We start from the raw sequence: 20,049 nt of genomic DNA, 5'->3' as shown, positions 1-20,049 counted from the left end.
GCTCGACGGCGGGCAGCTGACGGCGCACCACCTCGCAGCTTTCCAATATCGACAGCCGCTCGGGGGTGGTCAGCGCGTCAAAGGACAAGTCAAGCGCGCGTTTCAGGTAAGCCCGAAGCCCGTCGAACACCTCGACGACCTCTTCCCGACCACTGGAACACATGTTCGAATCATAGCGAGCCACGCCGGCTCCCCGCCAGCCGCGTTGACTCATCTGTGGACAAAGGCGCAACTGTGGACAACGTCGACACGCTTTAGGGTGAAACCATGCGGGTAGCGGTGCTGGGATCGAAGGGCAAAGTCGGCGCGACGATGGTGCACGCGGTGGAGGCCGCCGAAGATCTGAGCTTGTCCGCCGAAGTCGATGCCGGTGATCCGCTGAGCCTGTTGACCGACAACAAGACCGAGGTTGTCATCGACTTCACCCACCCCGACGTCGTGATGGCCAACCTCGAGTTCCTCATCGACAACGGGATTCACGCCGTGGTGGGGACCACCGGCTTCACCGACGAACGGCTGCAGCAGGTTCGGTCGTGGCTGGCGGCCAAGCCGGACGTCTCGGTGCTCATCGCGCCCAACTTCGCCATCGGGGCGGTGTTGTCCATGCATTTCGCCAAGCAGGCCGCGCCGTTCTTCGAGTCGGTCGAAGTCATCGAATTGCATCATCCGCAGAAGGCTGATGCCCCATCGGGAACCGCCGCACGGACCGCCGCGCTGATCGCCGAAGCCCGAAAAGACTTGCCGCCCAACCCAGATGCCACCAGTTCCAGCCTGCCCGGCGCCCGCGGCGCCGACGTCGACGGCGTACCGGTGCATTCGGTGCGGTTGGCCGGGCTGGTAGCCCACCAGGAAGTGTTGTTCGGCACCTTGGGGGAGACCTTCACTATCTGCCACGACAGCATCGACCGCACGTCCTTCGTGCCGGGCGTACTGCTGGCGGTTCGCCGGGTCGCCGAACAACCAGGCCTGACAGTCGGAATTGAATCGCTACTCAACCTGCAATGACACCGACGTGGCGCGGTACACGGATTCAACTGACGATCGCGTTCATGTGCACGGCTCTGCTGGTCTACCTCGTGCTGCTCGGGCGGGCCGCCGTGCTGATGATCAGTTCGGGACGTGCCGTCGCTATCGCGTTGGGTGGCGCGCTGTTGATCCTGCCCGCCATCGGTTTGTGGGCGATGATCGCCACGTTGCGAGCCGGCCTCGCTCATCAGAAGCTGGCCCACCTGATCGCAGACGACGGAATGGAACTCGACGTGAGCGCGCTGCCGCGACGGCCGTCAGGGCGAATCGAACGCGGCGCGGCCGACGCACTTTTCGACACCGTCCGCAGCGAATTGGACAGCGATCCGCACGACTGGCGCCGCTGGTACCGGCTGGCCCGCGCCTACGACTACGCCGGAGATCGAAGCCGCGCGCGAGAAGCCATGAAGAAAGCCGTCGAGCTGCAGGGTCGAGATTGAGCGGATGTGCACGACGATATGGCGGACATCGTTGACCGGCAGTGAAACGATACTGACGTGGACCCCGGTCGGGATGGTGGCGGTGGACTGACCGCGGCGACGGGGCTGTCCTGTGGGTCATGTGGCACGCAAATGAGCGCAACGGCCAAGTTCTGCAGCGAGTGCGGAGACGCTGCTCGATCGCGGGGCAGACGATGACGTGGCCGAAGCCGAGGCCGCAATCACCAGATTGGCGGATGCGCCGGCCGACGGCGAACTTGCGCTTCGCGGGATCTGGTTGCTGCGACTACGAGCCCTGCTCGCGCTGGCGCGGCGACCAGGACCGCTACGCCGACTTGAGAGATCGCTACCGCGATACGGCGAAAACCCTTGATTTCGAGGGGCACATGGCGTGGGCTGAGTCGATGCCTTGACGGCACCGTTGGACCATTGGATGGAGGTCACTCGTGCCGCGTCTGTTGATCGTGCACCACACTCCGTCGCCGCACATGCAGGAGATGTTCGAAGCGGCGCTCTCCGGGGCGACCGATCCTGAGATCCAAGGCGTAGAGGTGGTGCGGCGGCCCGCGCTGGCGGTCTCGCCGACCGACATGTTGGAGGCCGACGGCTATCTGCTCGGCACCCCGGCCAACCTGGGGTACATGAGCGGCGCGCTCAAGCATGCCTTCGACGTCTGCTACTACCCCTGCCTGGATGCCACCCGCGGGCGACCGTTCGGCCTCTACCTGCACGGCAACGAGGGCACCGAGGGTGCCCAACGCGGCGTCGACTCCATCACCACCGGCCTGGGATGGGTGAAGGCGGCCGAGCACGTGGTGCTGATGGGCAAACCGGCCAAGGCCGACCTGGAGGCCTGCTGGGAACTCGGCGCGGCGGTCGCGGCTCAGCTCATGGCGTGAATCGGCCCGCTACGGGTCGATGTGCGTGGGCGGCGTGGCCACGATGGGGTCAGCATCCCTGGGCGGATCGTTGGCGCTCATCGTGTAGCAGTCGGTTTCGGCGGGATTCCATGCCCCGTTCGGGTAGGACGTCAGGCAACGTTCCCACATTCCGTCGGCGTCGACGGCGCTGTCGCACATCTGTGCCATCGGGTGCCCCGCCCATGCGGGATCCAGGCATCCTGCGCTCGCGGGGGGTGCCGCGATGATCAGCCCGCCGGCCGTCAGGGCGGCGCCGATCGCTGCAGTCATGTATCGCTTCGTGATCGTCTCCTTTGCTTCACCGCTGGCAATGAAACTACTGGTTCTGTGGGACGCGACAGCCGTATTTGACGCACGTGTCTTCGCACGGGGGCCCGATAGTCAGGTAATCACGGTAGCGGCATGATGTGATCGGGATGGACGCTGGATCCCAAAGTGGTCGACCTGATGAAGGAACCGGACGTGACGCGCCTGCTGATCGCTAACCGCGGTGAGATCGCGCTCCGAATCATTCGCACGGCAACCGAGTTGGAGCTCGGCACGGTCGCCGTCTACGCCGAGGACGATGCCGACAGCCCGCACGTGCACGCGGCCGACGAAGCGATCGCGCTGCCCGGCGCCGGCCCGGCCGCCTACCTGGACCATGCCGCGATTCTGGCGGCGGCCAAGAAGTCCGGCGCCGAGCTGATCCATCCCGGTTACGGGTTCCTCAGCGAACAGCCCGGTTTCGCGCAGGCATGCGCGACCGCCGGCTACACGTTCGTCGGCCCCGATGCCGCCGCACTGGAACTGTTCGGCAACAAGTCGTCGGCCCGGCGCGCCGCAGCAGCGGCCGGCGTCCCAGTGCTGCCCGCGACGGAAGGGCCCAGCAGCGTCGAGGACATCCGCACGTTCGCCGCCGACCACGGGGGCGCGATCGTGATCAAGGCACTTGCCGGGGGCGGGGGCCGCGGCATGCGGATAGTCCGCAGCGCTGATGAGATCGACGACGCATACCGCCGGTGCGCGGCCGAAGCGCAACTCGGCTTCGGCGATCCGGCCCTGTTTGCCGAAGCGCTTCTGGCTGACGCCCGACATATCGAGGTGCAGATCATCGCAACGCCATCGCGCGCGCTGGCCCTGGGTGACCGGGACTGCAGTATTCAGCGGCGCTACCAGAAGATCGTCGAAATTGCTCCGGCACAAGGGATTTCGCCAGCCCTGCGCCGTGAGCTGCACCGGGCAGCGGTTCGACTGTGTGCACGGGCAGATTACTGCGGCATCGCCACGGTGGAGTTCCTGGTGACCGGAGAGAAGTTCGTCTTCCTCGAGGTCAACCCCCGGATTCAGGTGGAGCACACGGTGACCGAAGAGGTCACCGGAGTCGACCTGGTGGCCGTGCAGTTGAGAATCGCCCGGGGCGCATCGTTCCACCAGCTGAGGTTGCCGGCCGGCATCGTCGCCGACGGTGACGAAGTGGTCGGCGCGCTCGCCGCGGTGCGCGGTATCGCGATCCAGACGCGGGTCAACATGGAGACCGTCGATGCCGACGGGTCGGTGTTGCCGTCCGCCGGCACCCTCACGGTGTTCTCGCCGCCGAGCGGACCCGGTGTGCGCGTCGACACGTTCGGCCGTCCCGGGCTGACGCCGAGCCCACGCTATGACTCGCTGCTGGCCAAAGTGATCACCCGGGTGCGCGGATCGTCGTTTTCCGCTGCGGTCCGCAAGGCGCAGACCGCGCTGGACGAATTCGGTATCGAGGGAATCCGCACCAACATCGGATTTCTACGGGAAGTGTTGTCGCACCGTGACGTTCACATTGGACCAGTCACCACCGGCTTTGTCGAGGAGAACCTGTCCGCCTTCGTCGGAGCCGCGCAATCTCGGCGCCACGAGACCCGACTTGCGCCACCGGAACTGCATCCGGGTGAGGAAGTGCTGCGCGCCCAGCTGGCCGGCACCGTGATCGAGGTTGCACCGGACGGAGCCGAGCTCGCGGCGGGTGCGCACATGGTGGTGCTCGAAGCCATGAAAATGCAGCATGCGCTGACCGCGCCGGACGCGGTGCGCACGGTCCGCGCCCTGGTGATGCCCGGCCAGGTGATCGGAACCGGAGACCCGTTGGTGGTGTTCACCCGGACCGGCGAAAGCGCCGGGGCCGACATCGGCGCGCTCGACCCGGACCGCGCTCGTGCCGACCTCGACGAGGTCCGTCGTCGACACCTGCTCACTCTGGATGAAGGCCGACCGACGGCCATTACCAAGCGGCACAACCAGAATCGGCGCACCGCTCGGGAGAACATCGCCGACCTGATCGACCCGGGAAGCTTCGTGGAGTACGGTGCGCTGGCGGTGGCCGCGCAACGTAGCCGGCGCTCGGAGGACGACCTGATCGCCAACACGCCGGCCGACGGGCTGGTCGCCGGGGTGGCGAGAATCGGCGGAGCAGAGGCGGCGGTGCTGTCCTATGACTACACCGTGCTCGCCGGCACGCAGGGCATGCGCAATCACGCGAAGACCGATCGGGTCTTCGAGTTGGCCGCCCGCAAACGCCTGCCGGTGGTGCTGTTCGCCGAAGGCGGCGGCGGCCGGCCCGGGGACACCGACGTTGCCAGCGTGGCCGGTCTCGACGTGCCGACATTCCGTACGCTCGGCGCACTCAGCGGCCACGTGCCGCTGGTGTCGATCGTGTCCGGGCGATGTTTTGCCGGTAACGCCGCGCTGGCCGGCACCTGCGACGTGATCATCGCGACTCCCGACGCCAACATCGGCATGGGTGGTCCCGCGATGATCGAAGGCGGCGGGCTCGGTCGATACCGGCCCGAGGACATCGGGCCCATCGACGTGCAGCGGCGCAACGGGGTCGTCGGCCTGGCCGCGCGTGACGAGGCGCACGCGGTGTCGCTGGCCAAGCAATACCTGTCCTATTTCCACGACAGGCGTGACGACTGGCAGGCACCGGATCCGCGGCGGGCGCGACATATCGTGCCGGAGAACCGGTTACGGGCTTACGACGTGCACAACGCGATAGACGCGGTAGCCGACGTGGGATCCGTCCTGGAGTTGCGGGCAGACTACGGAGTCGGCGTGGTCACCGCGCTCGTTCGTGTCGAAGGTGTGGCATTCGGGTTGCTGGCCAACAGCAGTCATCATCTCGGCGGCGCCATCGATGCCGAGGCAGCGGACAAGATGGCCGATTTTCTGACGCTCTGCGAATCGGCTGGGCTGCCGGTCATTTCGCTGTGCGACACCCCTGGCTTCATGGTCGGCCCGGACGCCGAAGTCGACGCCGCGGTTCGGCGGTTCAGCCGGTTGTTCATCGTCGGCGCGCGGCTGACTGTGCCGTTCGGGATGATCATCCTGCGCAAGGGCTACGGGCTGGGCGCGATGGCGATGGCCGGGGGCTCCTTTCACGCCCCCGAGTTCACTGTCGCCTGGCCCACCGGAGAGATCGGCGGGATGGGTCTCGAGGGCGCGGTCAGGCTGGGGTTCAGCAAGGAACTGGCCGTTGTCGCCGACCAGGCCGAGCGAGACAACCTCTTCGACAAGCTGGTCGAGGCCGCCTATAAGCACGGCAAGGCACTCACCTCGGCCACCACCTTCGAACTCGACGACGTGATCGACCCGGCCGACACCCGGGAATGGATCATCCGGCTGCTGTTCAACGAAAGGAGTCGGTCGTGAAGGTTGCCGACAAGGTCGCCATCGTCACGGGCGGCGGCAACGGTATCGGCGCCGCGCTGGCCACCCGGTTGGCGCAACAGGATGCCCGAGTCGTTGTCGCCGACATCAACGTGCGGGCCGCCAACGCAGTGGCAGACGGGATCAACGCCGATCGTCCCGGAGCGGCCGTCGCTTCGGGCGGGGATGTCTCCGACACCGCGCACATCCAGCAGTTGATCGCGCTGGCCGAAAACGAATTCGGGCCGGTCGGCCTGTATTTCGCGAATGCGGGTATCACCGGCGTCGCAGGCTTGGACGTCACCGAGGACGAGTGGGATCAGTCCATCGACGTCAACTTGCGGGCGCACATCCGTGCCGCGCAACTGTTGGTGCCCGGGTGGGTCGAACGCCGCGAGGGCTACTTTGTCAGCACCGCCTCGGCGGCCGGACTGCTCACCCAACTCGGGTCCGCGACGTACTCGGTGACCAAACATGCTGCGGTCGGGTTCGCCGAGTGGTTGAACATCACCTTCGGCGACCAAGGTGTGCGGGTCAGCTGTCTGTGCCCGATGGGCGTCAACACCAACCTGTTGTATTCCCCGGGGGAGTCCGAAGATCCGTTGGCCCGCTTGGCAACCCGCGCGGTCACCAGCGCGGGCGACGTGCTGGAGCCGGCCGACGTCGCCGATATTGTGCTGGCCGCCGTCGACGACGAACGCTTCCTGATCCTTCCGCATCCGGGGGTGCTGGAGATGTACCGGCACAAGGGCACCGACTACGACCGATGGCTGCGCGGCATGCGCCGCTACCAGCACAGCCTGATGGAGGCACCATGACCGAGTCAAACCTGAACGGCCGCACCGCGATCGTCACCGGCGGCTCCCGGGGGATCGGGCTGGCCATCGCACAACGGCTGGCGCTGGCCGGGACGAATATCGTGCTCACCTCCCGCAAGCAGGACAGCGCGGACGCGGCGGCCGGGCAGGTCGGGGGCAACGCCGTCGGAGTGGCGGCACACGCGGTGGACGAGGACGCCGCGCGGCACTGCGTAGAGCTGACGCTGGACCGCTTCGGCAGCATCGACATTCTGGTCAACAACGCCGGCACCAACCCGGCCTACGGTCCGCTGATCGACCAGGACCACGCCCGCTTCGCCAAGACTTTTGACGTCAACCTCTGGGCGCCGCTGCTGTGGACCTCCCTTGCGGCCAAGGCGTGGATGGTCGAGCACGGCGGCGCGATCGTTCACACGGCGTCGATCGGCGGCATGCATCAGTCGCCGAACATGGGCATGTACAACGCCACGAAGGCGGCGTTGATCCACGTGACCAAGCAACTGGCGCTGGAACTTTCACCGCGGATACGGGTCAATGCGATCTGCCCGGGTGTGGTTCGGACCAAGCTCGCCGAGGCGCTGTGGAAGGACCACGAAGACCATGTATCGCAGCGAACGGCGCTGGGACGCATCGGTGAAACACCCGACGTGGCGGCCGCCGTTGCCTTCCTGGTGTCGGATGAGGCGAACTGGATCACCGGCGAGACCATGGTGATCGACGGCGGCCAACTGCTCGGCAACGCAGCGGAATTCCGATGAGCGCCGACGAGCGGGCGGTGGCCGAGGATCTGCACGCCCGGGTGCGCACGCTGCTGGACGAGCACGACCCGGCGACCAGTGACCCGGCCGAATTCCTGGCCGCCCGATTCGACGCCGGCCTGGCCTGGGTGCATTTCCCGCGCGGCTCCGGCGGGCTCGACCTGCCGCGCGGGTTTCAGTCGCAGGTCGAGGAAGAGCTGGCCGCCGCGGGTGCGCCGCCGGGTGGCGGTGGTGCACGGAACGGGATCGGCATGGGCATGGCCGCGCCGACGATCGCGGCCTTCGGCAGCGCGGATCAGCAGCGAAAGTTCCTGCGGCCGTTGTTCACCGGCGAGCACATCTACTGCCAACTATTCAGCGAGCCGGGCGCGGGATCCGATCTGGCCGGCGTGGCCACCCGTGCGGTCCGCGACGGCTCGGCGGATGGGGACTGGATCGTCAACGGGCAGAAGGTGTGGACGTCCAGCGCGCAGAACGCGCAACGGGCAATCCTGGTCGCACGGACCGACCCGACGGTTCCCAAACACCAGGGCCTGACCTATTTCGTCTGCGACATGACCGATCCCGGCGTCGACGTCCGGCCGCTGCGTCAGATCACCGGTGAAGCCGAATTCAACGAAGTGTTCCTCACCGATGTCCGGGTACCCGACACCAACCGGCTCGGCCCCGAGGGTGGCGGCTGGAAGGTCGCGACCACCACGCTGAACAACGAGCGGGTCGCCATCGGCTCGATGGCCGGCGGTACACGCGAACGCGGGATCATCGGCAAGGTCACCGAAGCCTGGCGGGCGCAACCGCAGCTGCGCAATCCGGCGATGCACGACGAGCTGATGCGGCTGTGGGTGGACGCCGAGGTCGCGCGGCTGACCGGTCTGCGGTTGCGCCAGCGCCTGGCAGTGGGGGAGCCCGGACCCGAGGGCGCCGGCATGAAGGTGACGTTCGCCCGTCTGGCACAAGCGGTTTCGGGATTCGAGATCGAGTTGCACCCAGAAGAGGGCCTGCGCTACGACGACTGGACCATGCGTCAACCCGACGCGGTCGATTTGGTCGGTCGCGAGCCCGGGTACCGCTATCTGCGTGCGAAAGGTAATTCGATCGAGGGTGGCACATCGGAGATCCTGCGCAACACCATCGCCGAGCGCATCCTCGGCCTGCCGCCGGAACACCGGGTCGACAAGGACATCGCATACAAGGACTTAGACCGATGAGCGACCTGTTGTACTCCGACACCGAGGAGGCACTGCGGGACAGTGTGCGACGTCTGTTCGCCGACCGGTGCCCGCCGGAAGCGGTAGCCCGCCTCTATGACGCTGCGCCGCAAGACTTCTCCGGGGTCTGGCAGACGCTGGCCAACGAACTGGGCTTGGCCGGCCTGCTGGTGCCCGAGCAGCTGGGCGGCGCCGGCGCGAGCGCGCGTGAGGCGGCCGTCGTCATGGAGGAGATCGGCCGCGCCGTGGCGCCAGTGCCGTTTCTGTCCAGTGCGGTGCTGGCCACCGTCGCGCTGTTGCATGCCGGCGACACCGACACGGTCACGGGTTTGGCGGCGGGCTCCCTCACCGCTGCGTTGACGGTGCCGCTGTCCACCGCGCCCGGCGACGCGGTCGCCGGCGTCAGCACGGGTAACAACGGCTTGACCGGACGGATCACCAGCGTGGCCGGTGCCATCGAGGCCGACGTCTTGCTGGTGCCGGTGGCCGGACCCGACGGGCTGCAGTTGCACACCGTCGCACGCGACGCAGCCGGTGTCGACGTGTCGCCGATCCTGACCCTGGACATGACGAGACCCCTTGCGAATATCGACTTCTCCGGCGCGGCGTCGTCGCGCGTCGGCGCCGGGTCCGCGGATGATGCGGTCGCGGCGGCGCTGCAGATAGGTGCGGGGCTACTGGCGTCCGAGCAATTGGGCATTGCGCAGTGGTGTTTTGAGACCACCCTGGCATATGCCAAGCAGCGCAAGCAATTCGGCCGGGCGATCGGATCCTACCAAGCGATCAAGCACCGGCTTGCGGATCTGTGGATCGAGGTCAATTCCGCTGCGGCCGCGGCCCGCTATGCCGCCGACAGTTGTGCTCGCCAAGACGACGATGCGACGATCGGGGCGGCCGTCGCGCAGGCCTACTGCAGCGGCGCCGCGGTGCACGCCGCCGAGGAATGCGTTCAGTTGCACGGCGGCATCGGAATGACGTGGGAGTATCCGGCGCATCTGTACCTGAAGCGGGCCAAGAGCGACCAGTTGGCGTTCGGCACTGCCTATCGCCACCGCGCCCGATTGGCCGAACTGTTGGATCTGCCGGCGTCGTAAGGAGTAACACATGGACAAGCGCACGCTGGGTAGCAATCTCGAGGTCTCGGCAATCGGCTTGGGCTGCATGGGCATGAGCCGAGGCTTCGGACCACCATCGGGGTCAAAAGCCGACATGATCGCGGTGATCCGCGCCGCGGTCGAGCGCGGGGTCACGTTCTTTGACACCGCGGAAGCCTACGGAGACAACGAGGAGTTGGTCGGCGAAGCCCTCGCGCCGTTCGCCGGACAGGTAGTGATCGCAACGAAATTCGGTTTCGCCTTCGGTGCCGACGGTAACGTCGCGGGCCTGGACAGCCGGCCCGAGCACATCACCGAGGTGGCCGAGAATTCGCTGCATCGCCTGGGTGTGGAGACCATCGATCTGCTCTATCAGCACCGCGTCGACCCGCAGGTGCCCATCGAGGACGTCGCCGGAACGGTCAAGGAACTGATCGACAGCGGCAAGGTGAAACACTTCGGGATGTCCGAGGCGTCCGCGCAGATCATCCGTCGGGCTCATGCCGTGCAACCCGTGACGGCGGTGCAGAGCGAGTATTCGCTGTGGTGGCGCGAACCGGAAAGCCCGGAGACCGGAGTGCTGGCCACGCTGTCCGAACTTGGCATCGGGTTCGTGCCCTACAGCCCGCTGGGCAAAGGCTTTCTCACCGGAAGCATCAGCGAGAACACCCAATTCGACAAATCCGACATTCGTAGCAGCATTCCGCGCTTTGCCGCCGACGTGCGCGGCGCCAACCGCGCCGTGGTCGATTTACTTCAGATCATCGCGGCCACCAAGGGTGCGACCCCAGGTCAGATCGCGTTGGCCTGGTTACTGGCTCAGCGGCGGTGGATCGTGCCAATCCCGGGCACCCGGCGCCTGGACCGGCTGGAGGAAAACCTCGGAGCGGCCAGCGTCGAGCTGACCGACGACGACCTCCGCGAGATCGCTGACGCCGCGGCGGGCATCGAGGTGCAGGGCGCGCGTTATCCCGACTTCATGCAGCGGTTGATCGGGCGCTGACGCGACGCGCGACTTCGCCGTATCGTTCGAAGCGCTCCGGATCGCCGACGGCGTTGTACAGCACCAGACGTGTAGCCATACCGGCGTATTTCTCGGTCAACGTGTCGGCCAACGTGTCCCACGTCGACTCGGTGGCAAAGGCGGCGATATGGTCGTCGCTCACCTGGGCCGCCATCCCCGGGAAGTCGCCGGCCTTCTGCTTCTCACGAATCCGGGCGGTGGTGCCCTCGAACCCGGCCTCGTCCCAGATGAACGCGTAGTTCGGCGTGCTTCCGTAGAAGGCCATGCTGGCGCGGACCACTTCCCGCTGCTTGTCGCGCTCTTCCTCGGTATCGCCGACGACAGTCATGACCGGCACGATGATCGCGATGTCCGACGGTGAACGCCCCGCTTTCTGCGCTCCCTCAGCGATTTTCGGCGTGACGTGACGGGCGATATAGCCGGGCTCACCGATCGGGTGGACGTGCACCCCGTCGGCCACTTCGCCGGCCATCCGCAGCATCCACGGATTCACCGCGGCGACATCGACTTTGGGATCGGGTGCATCGATCGGCCCCGGACTCCACTGCGGCGTAATGAAATCCAGGTCGTAGAACTCGCCGTGGTGATTCAGCGCCCCGGAACGAAACGCGGAGAAGCACGCCTTGACTGCGAGCAGGTAGTCGCGCAGCCGTGGGCCCGGCCGCTCGAACGGCACGCCATAGCGCCGCACCACATGGGTGCGCACCTGCGTGCCCAGGCCCATCCGGAAGTTGCCGCCGGTCGCTTCCTGAAGCTCCCACGCCGTTGCCGCCGTGACGAAGGGACTGCGCGGAAAGGCCACCGCGACACCCGTGGACAACTCGAGGCCGGGAGCGGCCTGGGAGGCCACCGCAGCGTTGAGAAAGGCCGTGCGGCCCGTCTCGGTGAACAGCAGACCCGAGAAGCCGGCGGACTGCGTTCGCCGGGCCAGGTCACCGACCTCGCCCAGCGGCTGCGGCATCGTCATCGCATCGACGTGCATGGCGGAACAGTATGCCCGACATCCGCTGGTTTTCCAACGAAAAGTGTTGAGCGGCGGGCAATAACGTCGGTGGATGTCAACCGCGTGATGCCGTGCGGAATCTCTCGCGATAAGCCTTCGGCGAGACGCCGAGGTGGTCGACGAACACCCGCCGGAGGGTTTCGGGGCTGCCAAACCCGGCCACGCGAGCGGTGTCAGCGACGGTGCGGCCGGCGTCGAGCGCGGCGCGGGCAGCATCGATGCGCACCATTTCGACGTAGCGGGCCGGTGTCGTCCCGAGTTCGGACTGAAACAGCCGGTTCAGCTGCCGCGTACTCAAGGAGGCCCGCGCAGCAAGGGTTTTCACGTTGTGGTTGGCCGCCGGGTCAGTCGAGATGGCGTCGGTGACCTTGCGCAGCGGAGACTGGGACGGGGGATCGGCCTCGACCAATACCGAGAACTGTGACTGGCCCCCGGCGCGCTTGAGGTAGACGACCAGCCACCGGGCCACATCGCGGACCAGGTCGGTGCCGTAGTCCATTTCGACGAGCGCCAGCGCGAGGTCGATGCCGGAGGACACTCCGGCGGAGGTGAAGACGTCGCCGTCCCGGACGAAAATGGCGTCCGGCTCCACGGTGATATCCGGAAAAGCCCGGGCGAATAATCGGGCGTCGTGCCAGTGCGTAGTGGCGCGCCGGCCGTTGAGCAGGCCGGCCTGGGCCAGGATGAACGACCCCGTGCAAATCGAGGCGAGTCGCCTGGTCCGCCCCGCGATCGACTTGATTGCCTCGACGAGCGCCGGATCGATCGCCCGCCGGGGCAAGTTATCGCTGCCGGCGACCAGGACGGTATCGGCAGACACGATTGACGAAAGGGCGTCGGTGACGCCCAACAGGGTCCCGATCGAGGTTGTGACGTCACGACCGGCCACCGATGCGATCTTGAGCTGGTAGTTGGCGCCGAAGCGATTGGCCTCTGCGAAAACTTCACCGGCTCCCGCGACGTCCAACATGGTCACGTCGTCGAAGACGACGATCACCACTACCCGCGACCGCGCGTCGGCTTCAGCCACCGACTCATTGTGTCGCAATCTGTGGCGAAGACGGCTCAAACGCTATGGGTGGATGGAGGGCCGCGCCCGCAGACTGATTGTTATTCGCCCAATCAAGGAGAATGATCATGGTCACTCAGCCGATCGACACCATCGCTGACATCGTTGTGCCGGACACACCCCTCGTGCGTGCGATCACCGATCTCATCCGCGACGCCGAAGACGACCTGTTATTCGACCACTCCCGTCGGGTGTTCCTTTTCGGTGCGCTGCAGGGCCGTCGCCGGGAAATGCAACCGGACCTGGAGTTGCTGTACGCCGGTGCCATGTTTCACGATCTGGGCCTCACCGAACGCTATCGCAATTCCGCGCTGCGTTTCGAGGTCGACAGCGCCAATGCGGCGCGCCAGTTTCTTTTGCAGCATGGCGTCGGCGAAGCCGATGCCGACAAAGTGTGGTTAAGCATCGCGCTACACACCACGCCAGGCATACCCGAGTTTCTGGCACCCGAGATCGCTTTGGTCACAGCGGGTGTCGAAACCGATGTGCTGGGCATCGGTCGCGACGTCCTTTCTCCGGATGCACTTGCCGCGGTCACCGCTGCCCACCCACGACCGGATTTCAAGCGGCGCATCCTTGCTGCCTTCAACGACGGCATGAAGAACCGCCCGCACAGCACCTTCGGGACGGTCAACGCCGATGTGCTGCAGCGCTTCGACACGTCGTTCGTTCGCGACAACTTTGTCGACATCATCCTGAACAACAGCTGGCCGGAATAAGCGTCGCTGCTGAAAGATCTGCAGCGCCGCATCATCAGTGAGAGGCGAAGCGATCATGGCCGTTGAGTCCATCGAGACTGTCGCTGGCATCGTCATACCCGACACGGCGCTTGTGCGTGAGGCAACCGAATTCGTCCGCAGCGCCGAGGACGACGTGCTTTTCCACCATTCCCGGCGCGTATTCCTGTTCGGCGCGCTGCACGGGCACCGTTTGGGCCTGCACCCGGACCCGGAACTCCTATACGTGGCAGCGATGTTCCACGATCTCGGGCTTACCGCGCGCTACGGTGCTTCGACGCAGCGCTTCGAGATAGACGGTGCCGACGCGGCACGTGACTTCCTACTAGAACACGGCGTCGAACAATCGGACGCCGACAAGGTGTGGCTCGGCATCGCTCTCCATACGACGCCCGAGGTTCCGGCACGTCTCGACCCCGAAACCGCTTTACTCGCAGTCGGTGTCAAGACGGACGTCGTCGGCGTCGGCAGAGAGGATCTCCCCGCGGAAGCTATTGACGCGGTGACCACCGCGCATCCGCGTCCCGACTTCAAGAACCGCATCCTGGCGGCCTTCAACGACGGCATGAAGCACCGCCCTGACACCACCTTCGGCACGATGAACGACGACGTGCTGGCGCACTTCGATCCGACATTCAACCGGGGGAACTTAGTCGACAGCATCTTCAACAGCACATGGCCCGAATAGCGGAAGGGAGCAGAAAAATGGATATCTACGAAGCGCTGTACACCACCAGGATGATGCGTCGGTTGCGTCCGGATCCGATTCCGCTGGACACGCAGGCCCGTATCCTCGATGCGGCCATCCGTGCCCCCAATGGCGGCAACACCCAGCGATGGCACTTCCTGGCCGTGGACGATCGCGAACTCATCCACGAGTTCGCGCAGCTTTTCCGGCAGGCCCGCGCCCTCGAATACGAGAAATTCAGCACGGGGACGGGACCGATGGTAGCGACCGCGCCGGGTGCAGACCCGGCGGCCCACGCCGAAACGATGCGCCGAATGAAAGGCTCGGGGAATTACCTGGCTGACCATTTCGAGGAAATCCCCCTGTTGCTCTTCGTCTTCGCCATCGACGACCTCGGCGGCGCCAATATCTACCCCGCCATCTGGAGTGCGTTGCTCGCCGCCCGTGCCGAGGGCGTCGGCGGCGTCATGACGATGGTGCTCCGCAACTTCAAGGACAGGGTGAATGAGTTACTCGGGGTGCCCGCTGAACAAGGTTGGACGATGTCGGCCATGCTGGCCCTCGGCTATCCGGCGGGCAAATGGGGCGTGGCGGCCAATCGGCGTCCCGTGCAAGAGGTTTCATCGCGCAATTGCTGGGACGCGCCATTTGGTGTTGAAGTACCGCACCCGCTCTGGCCACCTCAAGACGGCATGACGACCCAATTGACCGCTGTGGGGTGAATCCGCTAGTCGAGGCTGCGCGCGGCGCCCAGAAGTAGCCAGTTCCTAACCAAGGTTCGCTCCGAAGAACTCGCGTGTGGCGGTCCAGTGCCGCTCGGCGGCCTCGACGTCGTAGGGCCCGTTGTCCGGCACGGCGTACCCGTGCCCGGCGGCATACGTTTCGATCTTGTGCTGGACGCCGGCTGCGGTCAGCGCCTTTTCGAGCTGCTCAGCGTGGTCATCGGTGAACGACGCGTCATTCTGGGCGCCACCCACATAGACCGCTGCCTGAATCTGGTCGGCCCGCCGATGCGGACTGTCGGTGCCGTCGGTGACCAGCCCACCGCCGTGGAACGATGCCGCGGCAGCGACCCGGTCCGGAACAAGCCCGGCGATGGTCAACGACGCGCGGCCACCCATGCAGTAACCGGTGATGCCGAATGTGGTGCCGCTGACCTCGGGCCGAGCGGCCAGGTAGTCGAAGTACGCGTTTGCATCCGATGCCCACTTGTCAGGGCTGATGCTGCCGATGAACGACATCAGGCGCTTGCGTTCGCCGTTGTCGCTGAATGCGGTCTTCATGTCGAACGGCGCCCAGTCGCCCTGGCGGTAGTAGACGTCGGGCAGCAGCACCGCGTAACCGGAGTCGGCCAGCGTGGCGGCCATATCGAAGAAGGTCTGCCGGGTTCCGCCGGCGTCGGGAATCATGACCACGCCTGGCCAGGGGCCCTGCCCTTCGGGAGTGAACAGGCGGACCGGGCAGGAGCCATCGGGAGTGCTGACGGTGTCGGTGATGTTCGGCATGCCATCCGTTCTACTCGCCGGCTCTGGACGTAAGTTCATCGGCGTCGACCCGCCGCGCCCGGCTTCGCCGCGCTTGCGATCGCCGCGCAGATCCGATGGCATCGACCCGCCGCGCCCGGCTTCGCCGCGCTTGCGATCGCCGCTAAGCTGGCCACGTGCCGATTCCCACCCCGTACGAGGACTTACTGCGGCTGGTACTCGAGCGGGGCACCCCTAAAGCCGACCGCACCGGAACCGGCACCCGCAGTCTGTTCGGCCACCAGATGAGGTTCGACCTGTCGGCGGGTTTTCCGCTGATTACCACCAAAAAGGTGCATTTGAAGTCGGTGGTGTACGAGTTGCTGTGGTTCTTGCGCGGTGACTCCAACGTCGGTTGGCTGCACGAGCATGGGGTGTCGATCTGGGACGAATGGGCCAGCGACACAGGCGATCTCGGGCCGGTCTACGGCGTGCAATGGCGGTCTTGGCCCACCCCGTCCGGCGACCATGTCGACCAGATCAGTGCGGCGCTGAATCTGCTGCGGACCGACCCGGATTCGCGGCGCATCATCGTGTCGGCCTGGAATGTCGGTGAGATACCGCAGATGGCGTTGGCGCCGTGCCATGCGCTGTTCCAGTTCTACGTGGCCGACGGCCGGCTCAGCTGTCAGCTGTACCAGCGCAGCGCCGACCTGTTTCTCGGCGTGCCGTTCAACATCGCCAGCTATGCGCTGCTGACCCATATGATGGCAGCCCAGGCGGGCCTGGGCGTCGGCGACTTCGTCTGGACTGGCGGCGACTGCCACATCTACGACAATCACGTCGAGCAAGTGCGCACCCAGCTCGATCGCGATCCCCGGCCGTACCCGGAACTGATCCTGGCTCAACGTGATTCGATCTTCGACTACACCTACGACGACGTCGTGATGAAGAACTACGATCCGCACCCGGCGATCAAAGCGCCCGTCGCTGTATGAGTGGGCTGGGCCTGATTTGGGCGCAGTCGACGTCCGGGGTCATCGGCCGCTCCGGCGGTATTCCATGGCAGTTGTCAGAGGATCTGATCCATTTCAAAGCGCTGACGATGGGTCACACCGTGGTGATGGGCCGGCGCACCTGGGAGTCGCTACCGGCGAAGTTTCGGCCGCTGCCGGGCCGCAGAAACATGGTGCTGACTCGGCAGACCGGCTTCACGGCTGAAGGCGCGACGGTGGTGCGAAGTCTCGATGAGGCGCTGACCGGTCCCGACGTCTGGGTGGTGGGTGGCGAGCAGATCTATACGCTGGCGATGCCGCGGGCCCAACGGTGCGAGGTTACCGAGGTCGACATCGATCTGCCGCGCGACGACGGTGACGTGGTCGCCCCGCTGCTCGACGAGACGTGGGCCGGCACGACGGGAGAGTGGGAGACCAGCCGCACTGGGCTGCGGTACCGGTTTCACACCTACCTCCGCTCGTGATCTGCGCCGGCGACGATGCAGAGCGAAGCGATGCGGAGGAGCGGCGCCAGTGATCTGCGCGGCACCAGAAGACCGTGACATACTCGACTTCGGGATTAGCTCCACCGGGTTGACCAAGCGATTTCAGAAGGGGAGATGGTAGTGGAACCCGAATCCGCGAACACGTTCGCTCGTAGGTTCCGAGGCTACGATCCGGCCGCGGTCGATGCCCACATGGAAATGTTGACCACCAAGCAGCAGCTGGTACTCGACGACGTCGAGAGCCTGAGGGCCCGGTTGAAGGAGCTCGGCGATGAAGCCGCCGGACTGCGGAAAGAGGCCGCCCTGCTCACGGAAACCTCGCCCGCGCCACACGCGATGCAACAACGGATGGCGAATATGCTGCGGCGCGCGGTCGACGAGGTCGCCGAAATGCAGACCGAGGCGCGAGCCGAGGCAGCGGCACTGATCGCGGCGGCCGAGGCCGAGATCGAGGTCGAGCAGCTAAAGCACGAAGATCGGTTGGCCGAGCTGGTCGCGCGGCAGGAAGCCATGGAAGCCGCCCATGCGGAATCCAAGGAAAAGCTCGAGGCCGAACTGGCCGGCATTCGTGAAGATGCCGAGCAAGAGCGTGAGCAACTCCTCGCTGATGTAAGGCTCGAGGCTGATCATTATCGCGAGCAGGCCCGGCGGTCAGCGGACGACGCGACTCAGCAACGAGTCAAGGTCCTGGAGCAGTTGATGGGCGTCTACCGCGACCTGGAAGCGGTTCCGGCCGATCTGGAGTCGGCATACCAAGAACTCAAGAATCCGTCGGAGGATTGAGCCCGCCGTAGCCAAGACGGGCGAGAGTGTCGGTGCTGAGCGGTAACCTCGGCGCCGTGTCCAGCCGGCCCCTCAGACTGACCGCCGCGCAAGCCCGGCGGATAGCAGTTGCGGCCCAGGGCCTTAGCGAGCCGCGGCCCAGCGGCGCAGTAACCCGGGCGCACTTGCGGCGGCTGATCTCACGCATCCAAGTGCTGCAACTGGATTCGGTGTCGGTGGCCGTGCGCGCTCACTATGCGCCGGTGTTCAGCCGGCTCGGGCCCTACGACCGGCGGGTACTGGACCGTGCGGCCTGGGATCACTCCGCGCGCTCGCCGCGGCTTTTGGTGGAGTACTGGGCGCATGAAGCCGCGTTGATGGCTGTCGATGACTGGCCGCTGTTGCGCTGGCGGATGCGGCAGTACCGGCACGGCCGGTGGGGCACCCACATCGTGAAGGCCAATCCGCAGCTCGCCGACAAGATCGTTGCCGCAGTCGCCGAGCTCGGTCCGAGTACCGCGGGGCAAATCGAGGCGCATCTGGCCGCCGGGCCGCGCGGTCCGAGAGGGGCATGGTGGGGGAGCCGCACCGACACCAAATGGGTCGCCGAAGCGCTATTCGCATCAGGAGTGCTCACCACGGCGACCCGGGTCGGGTTTGCCCGGCACTACGACCTGACGGAGCGGGTGTTGCCGCCCGAGGTGTTGGCCCGGGACGTTGACGAGCAGGACGCGGTTCGAGAGCTCTCGCTGCGGGCGGCCGGCGCGCTGGGGGTGGGCAACGAGGCCGACATCCGAGATTACTTCCGGTTGGCCGCAGGACAGGCCAAGCCGGCGATCGCCAAGCTGGTAGCCGACGGCAAGCTGGAGCAAGTCGACGTCGACGGCTGGCTGGCACCAGCGTATTTGGTTGCGGGACAGACTATTCCGAGACGCGACCGCGGGACGACGCTGTTGTGCCCGTTCGACCCGCTGATCTTTTTTCGGCCGCGGGTGCAGCGCCTGTTCGAATTTCATTACCGCATCGAGATTTACACCCCCGCAGCCCAGCGCCAGTACGGCTACTACGTCTGGCCGTTTCTGCTCGACGGTGAGCTGGTCGGGCGGGTCGACCTCAAGGCCGACCGCACAACGGACGCCCTGCACGTGGTGGGTGCGTTCATCGAGCCGGACCGTGCGCTCTCCCGGGTGGCCGCGGCGCTGGCTTCGGAGCTTGCGGCGATGGCGTCGTGGCTGGGATTGGCCGGCGTAACGGTTGGTAACCGTGGTGATCTGGCGGACGCGCTGCGAGCCAGATTGCGATCGACATGACTTCGGGGTTTCTGGCAAGGTCCGGGTGAAAGACGCCGAGGCGGCCGTAGCGATGTCCTGTGAACGCACCGAGGCCAAGTGATGAACGAGCGTGACGACGGACTGACCGGAAGCGAGTCAGTACCAAAAGCGAACTTTCCGGTGCCGCCCACTAAGGCGTCAGTACCGGACTGGTATCCGGACTTGCTTGACGCTGTTGCCGAACGCGTCCAGTCCGGTCGTCAGCGGGCAGTCGCGGCCGCGAATCAGGAGCTCGTCAGTACGTATTGGGCGATCGGCGCGGAGATCCTGGCTCGTCAGGATGCCGAAGGGTGGGGCGCGCGGGTCATCGACCGGCTGGCGCTTGACCTGCGGGAACGGTTCCCCGGTACATCGGGGTTCTCGTCACGCAACCTCAAATACATGCAGCCTTCGCCGGCGCGTGGCCGGACAAGGCAATTGTGCAAGGGAGACTTGCATAATTGCCCTGGAGGGTTACGAAGGAGACTCGCCATGACCGGATTCAGTGAAGCCGACTGGGAACAAGTCGCACTCGACACCTTGGCTGAGCGTGAGTGGGTCTGAGCCG

General features: G+C 65.9%; 22 protein-coding genes. 18 read left to right on the top strand and 4 right to left on the bottom strand.

Translation table 11 applies throughout. The features are described 5' to 3' along the window. Positions 1 to 267: 267 nt before the first annotated feature. The 4 genes from dapB to VGG53_RS09845 all read left to right on the top strand — a co-directional run bounded on the left by dapB (position 268) and on the right by VGG53_RS09845 (position 2,365). Complete coding sequence (gene dapB, locus VGG53_RS09855; RefSeq protein WP_331517870.1) at positions 268 to 1,005, top strand: 4-hydroxy-tetrahydrodipicolinate reductase; 738 nt, start codon at positions 268 to 270, stop codon at positions 1,003 to 1,005. Then, positions 1,002 to 1,466, top strand: coding sequence for a tetratricopeptide repeat protein (locus VGG53_RS09850; protein WP_331517869.1), 465 nt, complete (start codon positions 1,002 to 1,004; stop codon positions 1,464 to 1,466). Before dapB ends, VGG53_RS09850 begins: the two co-directional genes overlap by 4 nt. A 132-nt stretch (positions 1,467 to 1,598) precedes the next feature. After that, positions 1,599 to 1,664, top strand: a complete 66-nt coding sequence (locus VGG53_RS24025; RefSeq protein ID WP_414688933.1) for a hypothetical protein — start codon at positions 1,599 to 1,601, stop codon at positions 1,662 to 1,664. Positions 1,665 to 1,912: 248 nt separating this feature from the next. Further along, positions 1,913 to 2,365 carry a flavodoxin family protein gene (locus VGG53_RS09845; protein ID WP_331517868.1) on the top strand — a complete coding sequence of 151 codons (453 nt, stop codon included), beginning with the start codon at positions 1,913 to 1,915 and terminating at the stop codon, positions 2,363 to 2,365. A gap of 9 nt (positions 2,366 to 2,374) precedes the next feature. Here VGG53_RS09845 and VGG53_RS09840 read toward each other — a convergent pair whose 3' ends face one another. After that, positions 2,375 to 2,656, bottom strand: a complete 282-nt coding sequence (locus tag VGG53_RS09840) for a CDGP domain-containing protein (protein ID WP_331517867.1) — start codon at positions 2,654 to 2,656, stop codon at positions 2,375 to 2,377. Between the two features lie 192 nt (positions 2,657 to 2,848). Here VGG53_RS09840 and VGG53_RS09835 point away from each other — a divergent pair, with 192 nt between their 5' ends. The 6 genes from VGG53_RS09835 to VGG53_RS09810 are packed head-to-tail and all read left to right on the top strand — an operon-like array spanning position 2,849 to position 10,927. After that, positions 2,849 to 6,049 (top strand): carboxyl transferase domain-containing protein, encoded by a 3,201-nt coding sequence (locus tag VGG53_RS09835; RefSeq protein ID WP_331517866.1) that lies wholly within the window; start codon positions 2,849 to 2,851, stop codon positions 6,047 to 6,049. Next, positions 6,046 to 6,864, top strand: a complete 819-nt coding sequence (locus VGG53_RS09830; RefSeq protein WP_331517865.1) for an SDR family oxidoreductase — start codon at positions 6,046 to 6,048, stop codon at positions 6,862 to 6,864. The genes VGG53_RS09835 and VGG53_RS09830 overlap by 4 nt, the downstream gene beginning before the upstream one ends. Further along, positions 6,861 to 7,622 (top strand): SDR family oxidoreductase, encoded by a 762-nt coding sequence (locus VGG53_RS09825; RefSeq protein WP_331517864.1) that lies wholly within the window; start codon positions 6,861 to 6,863, stop codon positions 7,620 to 7,622. Before VGG53_RS09830 ends, VGG53_RS09825 begins: the two co-directional genes overlap by 4 nt. Then, positions 7,619 to 8,830, top strand: a complete 1,212-nt coding sequence (locus tag VGG53_RS09820) for an acyl-CoA dehydrogenase family protein (protein WP_331517863.1) — start codon at positions 7,619 to 7,621, stop codon at positions 8,828 to 8,830. The genes VGG53_RS09825 and VGG53_RS09820 overlap by 4 nt, the downstream gene beginning before the upstream one ends. Continuing rightward, complete coding sequence (locus tag VGG53_RS09815) at positions 8,827 to 9,924, top strand: acyl-CoA dehydrogenase family protein (protein ID WP_331517862.1); 1,098 nt, start codon at positions 8,827 to 8,829, stop codon at positions 9,922 to 9,924. The genes VGG53_RS09820 and VGG53_RS09815 overlap by 4 nt, the downstream gene beginning before the upstream one ends. 10 nt (positions 9,925 to 9,934) lie before the next feature. Then, entirely contained in the window at positions 9,935 to 10,927 is a 993-nt protein-coding gene (locus VGG53_RS09810; protein WP_331517861.1) for an aldo/keto reductase, read from the top strand. Here the strand turns inward: VGG53_RS09810 and VGG53_RS09805 are convergent. Both VGG53_RS09805 and VGG53_RS09800 read right to left on the bottom strand, forming a co-directional pair. Next, on the bottom strand, positions 10,902 to 11,930 hold the full coding sequence (locus VGG53_RS09805; RefSeq protein WP_331517860.1) for a TIGR03617 family F420-dependent LLM class oxidoreductase: 1,029 nt from the start codon (positions 11,928 to 11,930) through the stop codon (positions 10,902 to 10,904). The genes VGG53_RS09810 and VGG53_RS09805 overlap by 26 nt on opposite strands. Before the next feature lie 76 nt (positions 11,931 to 12,006). Beyond that, a complete protein-coding gene (locus VGG53_RS09800) occupies positions 12,007 to 12,981 on the bottom strand; it encodes a GlxA family transcriptional regulator (RefSeq protein ID WP_331517859.1) in 975 nt (324 codons plus the stop codon). Positions 12,982 to 13,088: 107 nt separating this feature from the next. On the opposite strand from VGG53_RS09800, the gene VGG53_RS09795 reads away from it, so the two are divergent. The 3 genes from VGG53_RS09795 to VGG53_RS09785 are packed head-to-tail and all read left to right on the top strand — an operon-like array spanning position 13,089 to position 15,167. Beyond that, positions 13,089 to 13,739, top strand: a complete 651-nt coding sequence (locus VGG53_RS09795) for an HD domain-containing protein (RefSeq protein WP_331517858.1) — start codon at positions 13,089 to 13,091, stop codon at positions 13,737 to 13,739. A gap of 55 nt (positions 13,740 to 13,794) precedes the next feature. Next, positions 13,795 to 14,445, top strand: a complete 651-nt coding sequence (locus VGG53_RS09790; protein ID WP_331517857.1) for an HD domain-containing protein — start codon at positions 13,795 to 13,797, stop codon at positions 14,443 to 14,445. Positions 14,446 to 14,462: 17 nt separating this feature from the next. Beyond that, positions 14,463 to 15,167 carry a nitroreductase family protein gene (locus VGG53_RS09785; protein WP_331517856.1) on the top strand — a complete coding sequence of 235 codons (705 nt, stop codon included), beginning with the start codon at positions 14,463 to 14,465 and terminating at the stop codon, positions 15,165 to 15,167. 45 nt (positions 15,168 to 15,212) lie between these two features. On the opposite strand, the gene VGG53_RS09780 is transcribed toward VGG53_RS09785, so the two are convergent. Then, on the bottom strand, positions 15,213 to 15,950 hold the full coding sequence (locus VGG53_RS09780) for a dienelactone hydrolase family protein (protein ID WP_331517855.1): 738 nt from the start codon (positions 15,948 to 15,950) through the stop codon (positions 15,213 to 15,215). Positions 15,951 to 16,105: 155 nt separating this feature from the next. On the opposite strand from VGG53_RS09780, the gene VGG53_RS09775 reads away from it, so the two are divergent. From VGG53_RS09775 to VGG53_RS09755, 5 genes are all read left to right on the top strand, one after another. Continuing rightward, a complete protein-coding gene (locus tag VGG53_RS09775) occupies positions 16,106 to 16,906 on the top strand; it encodes a thymidylate synthase (RefSeq protein ID WP_331517854.1) in 801 nt (266 codons plus the stop codon). After that, positions 16,903 to 17,388 carry a dihydrofolate reductase gene (locus VGG53_RS09770; RefSeq protein WP_331517853.1) on the top strand — a complete coding sequence of 162 codons (486 nt, stop codon included), beginning with the start codon at positions 16,903 to 16,905 and terminating at the stop codon, positions 17,386 to 17,388. Before VGG53_RS09775 ends, VGG53_RS09770 begins: the two co-directional genes overlap by 4 nt. Before the next feature lie 135 nt (positions 17,389 to 17,523). Continuing rightward, positions 17,524 to 18,192, top strand: coding sequence for a cell division protein DivIVA (locus VGG53_RS09765; protein ID WP_331517852.1), 669 nt, complete (start codon positions 17,524 to 17,526; stop codon positions 18,190 to 18,192). A gap of 56 nt (positions 18,193 to 18,248) precedes the next feature. Then, complete coding sequence (locus tag VGG53_RS09760) at positions 18,249 to 19,481, top strand: winged helix-turn-helix domain-containing protein (protein WP_331517851.1); 1,233 nt, start codon at positions 18,249 to 18,251, stop codon at positions 19,479 to 19,481. An 81-nt stretch (positions 19,482 to 19,562) separates the two neighbouring features. After that, the gene (locus tag VGG53_RS09755; protein ID WP_331517850.1) at positions 19,563 to 20,045 is read left to right on the top strand and encodes a DUF1016 N-terminal domain-containing protein; all 483 of its coding nucleotides are present in this window, start codon (positions 19,563 to 19,565) and stop codon (positions 20,043 to 20,045) included. The last annotated feature ends 4 nt before the right edge of the window (positions 20,046 to 20,049 follow it).

The sequence above is a fragment of the Mycobacterium sp. genome (genome assembly GCF_036490025.1).
Taxonomy (GTDB): Bacteria; Actinomycetota; Actinomycetes; order Mycobacteriales; family Mycobacteriaceae; genus Mycobacterium.
This window is presented reverse-complemented; position numbering and strand designations above follow the sequence as displayed.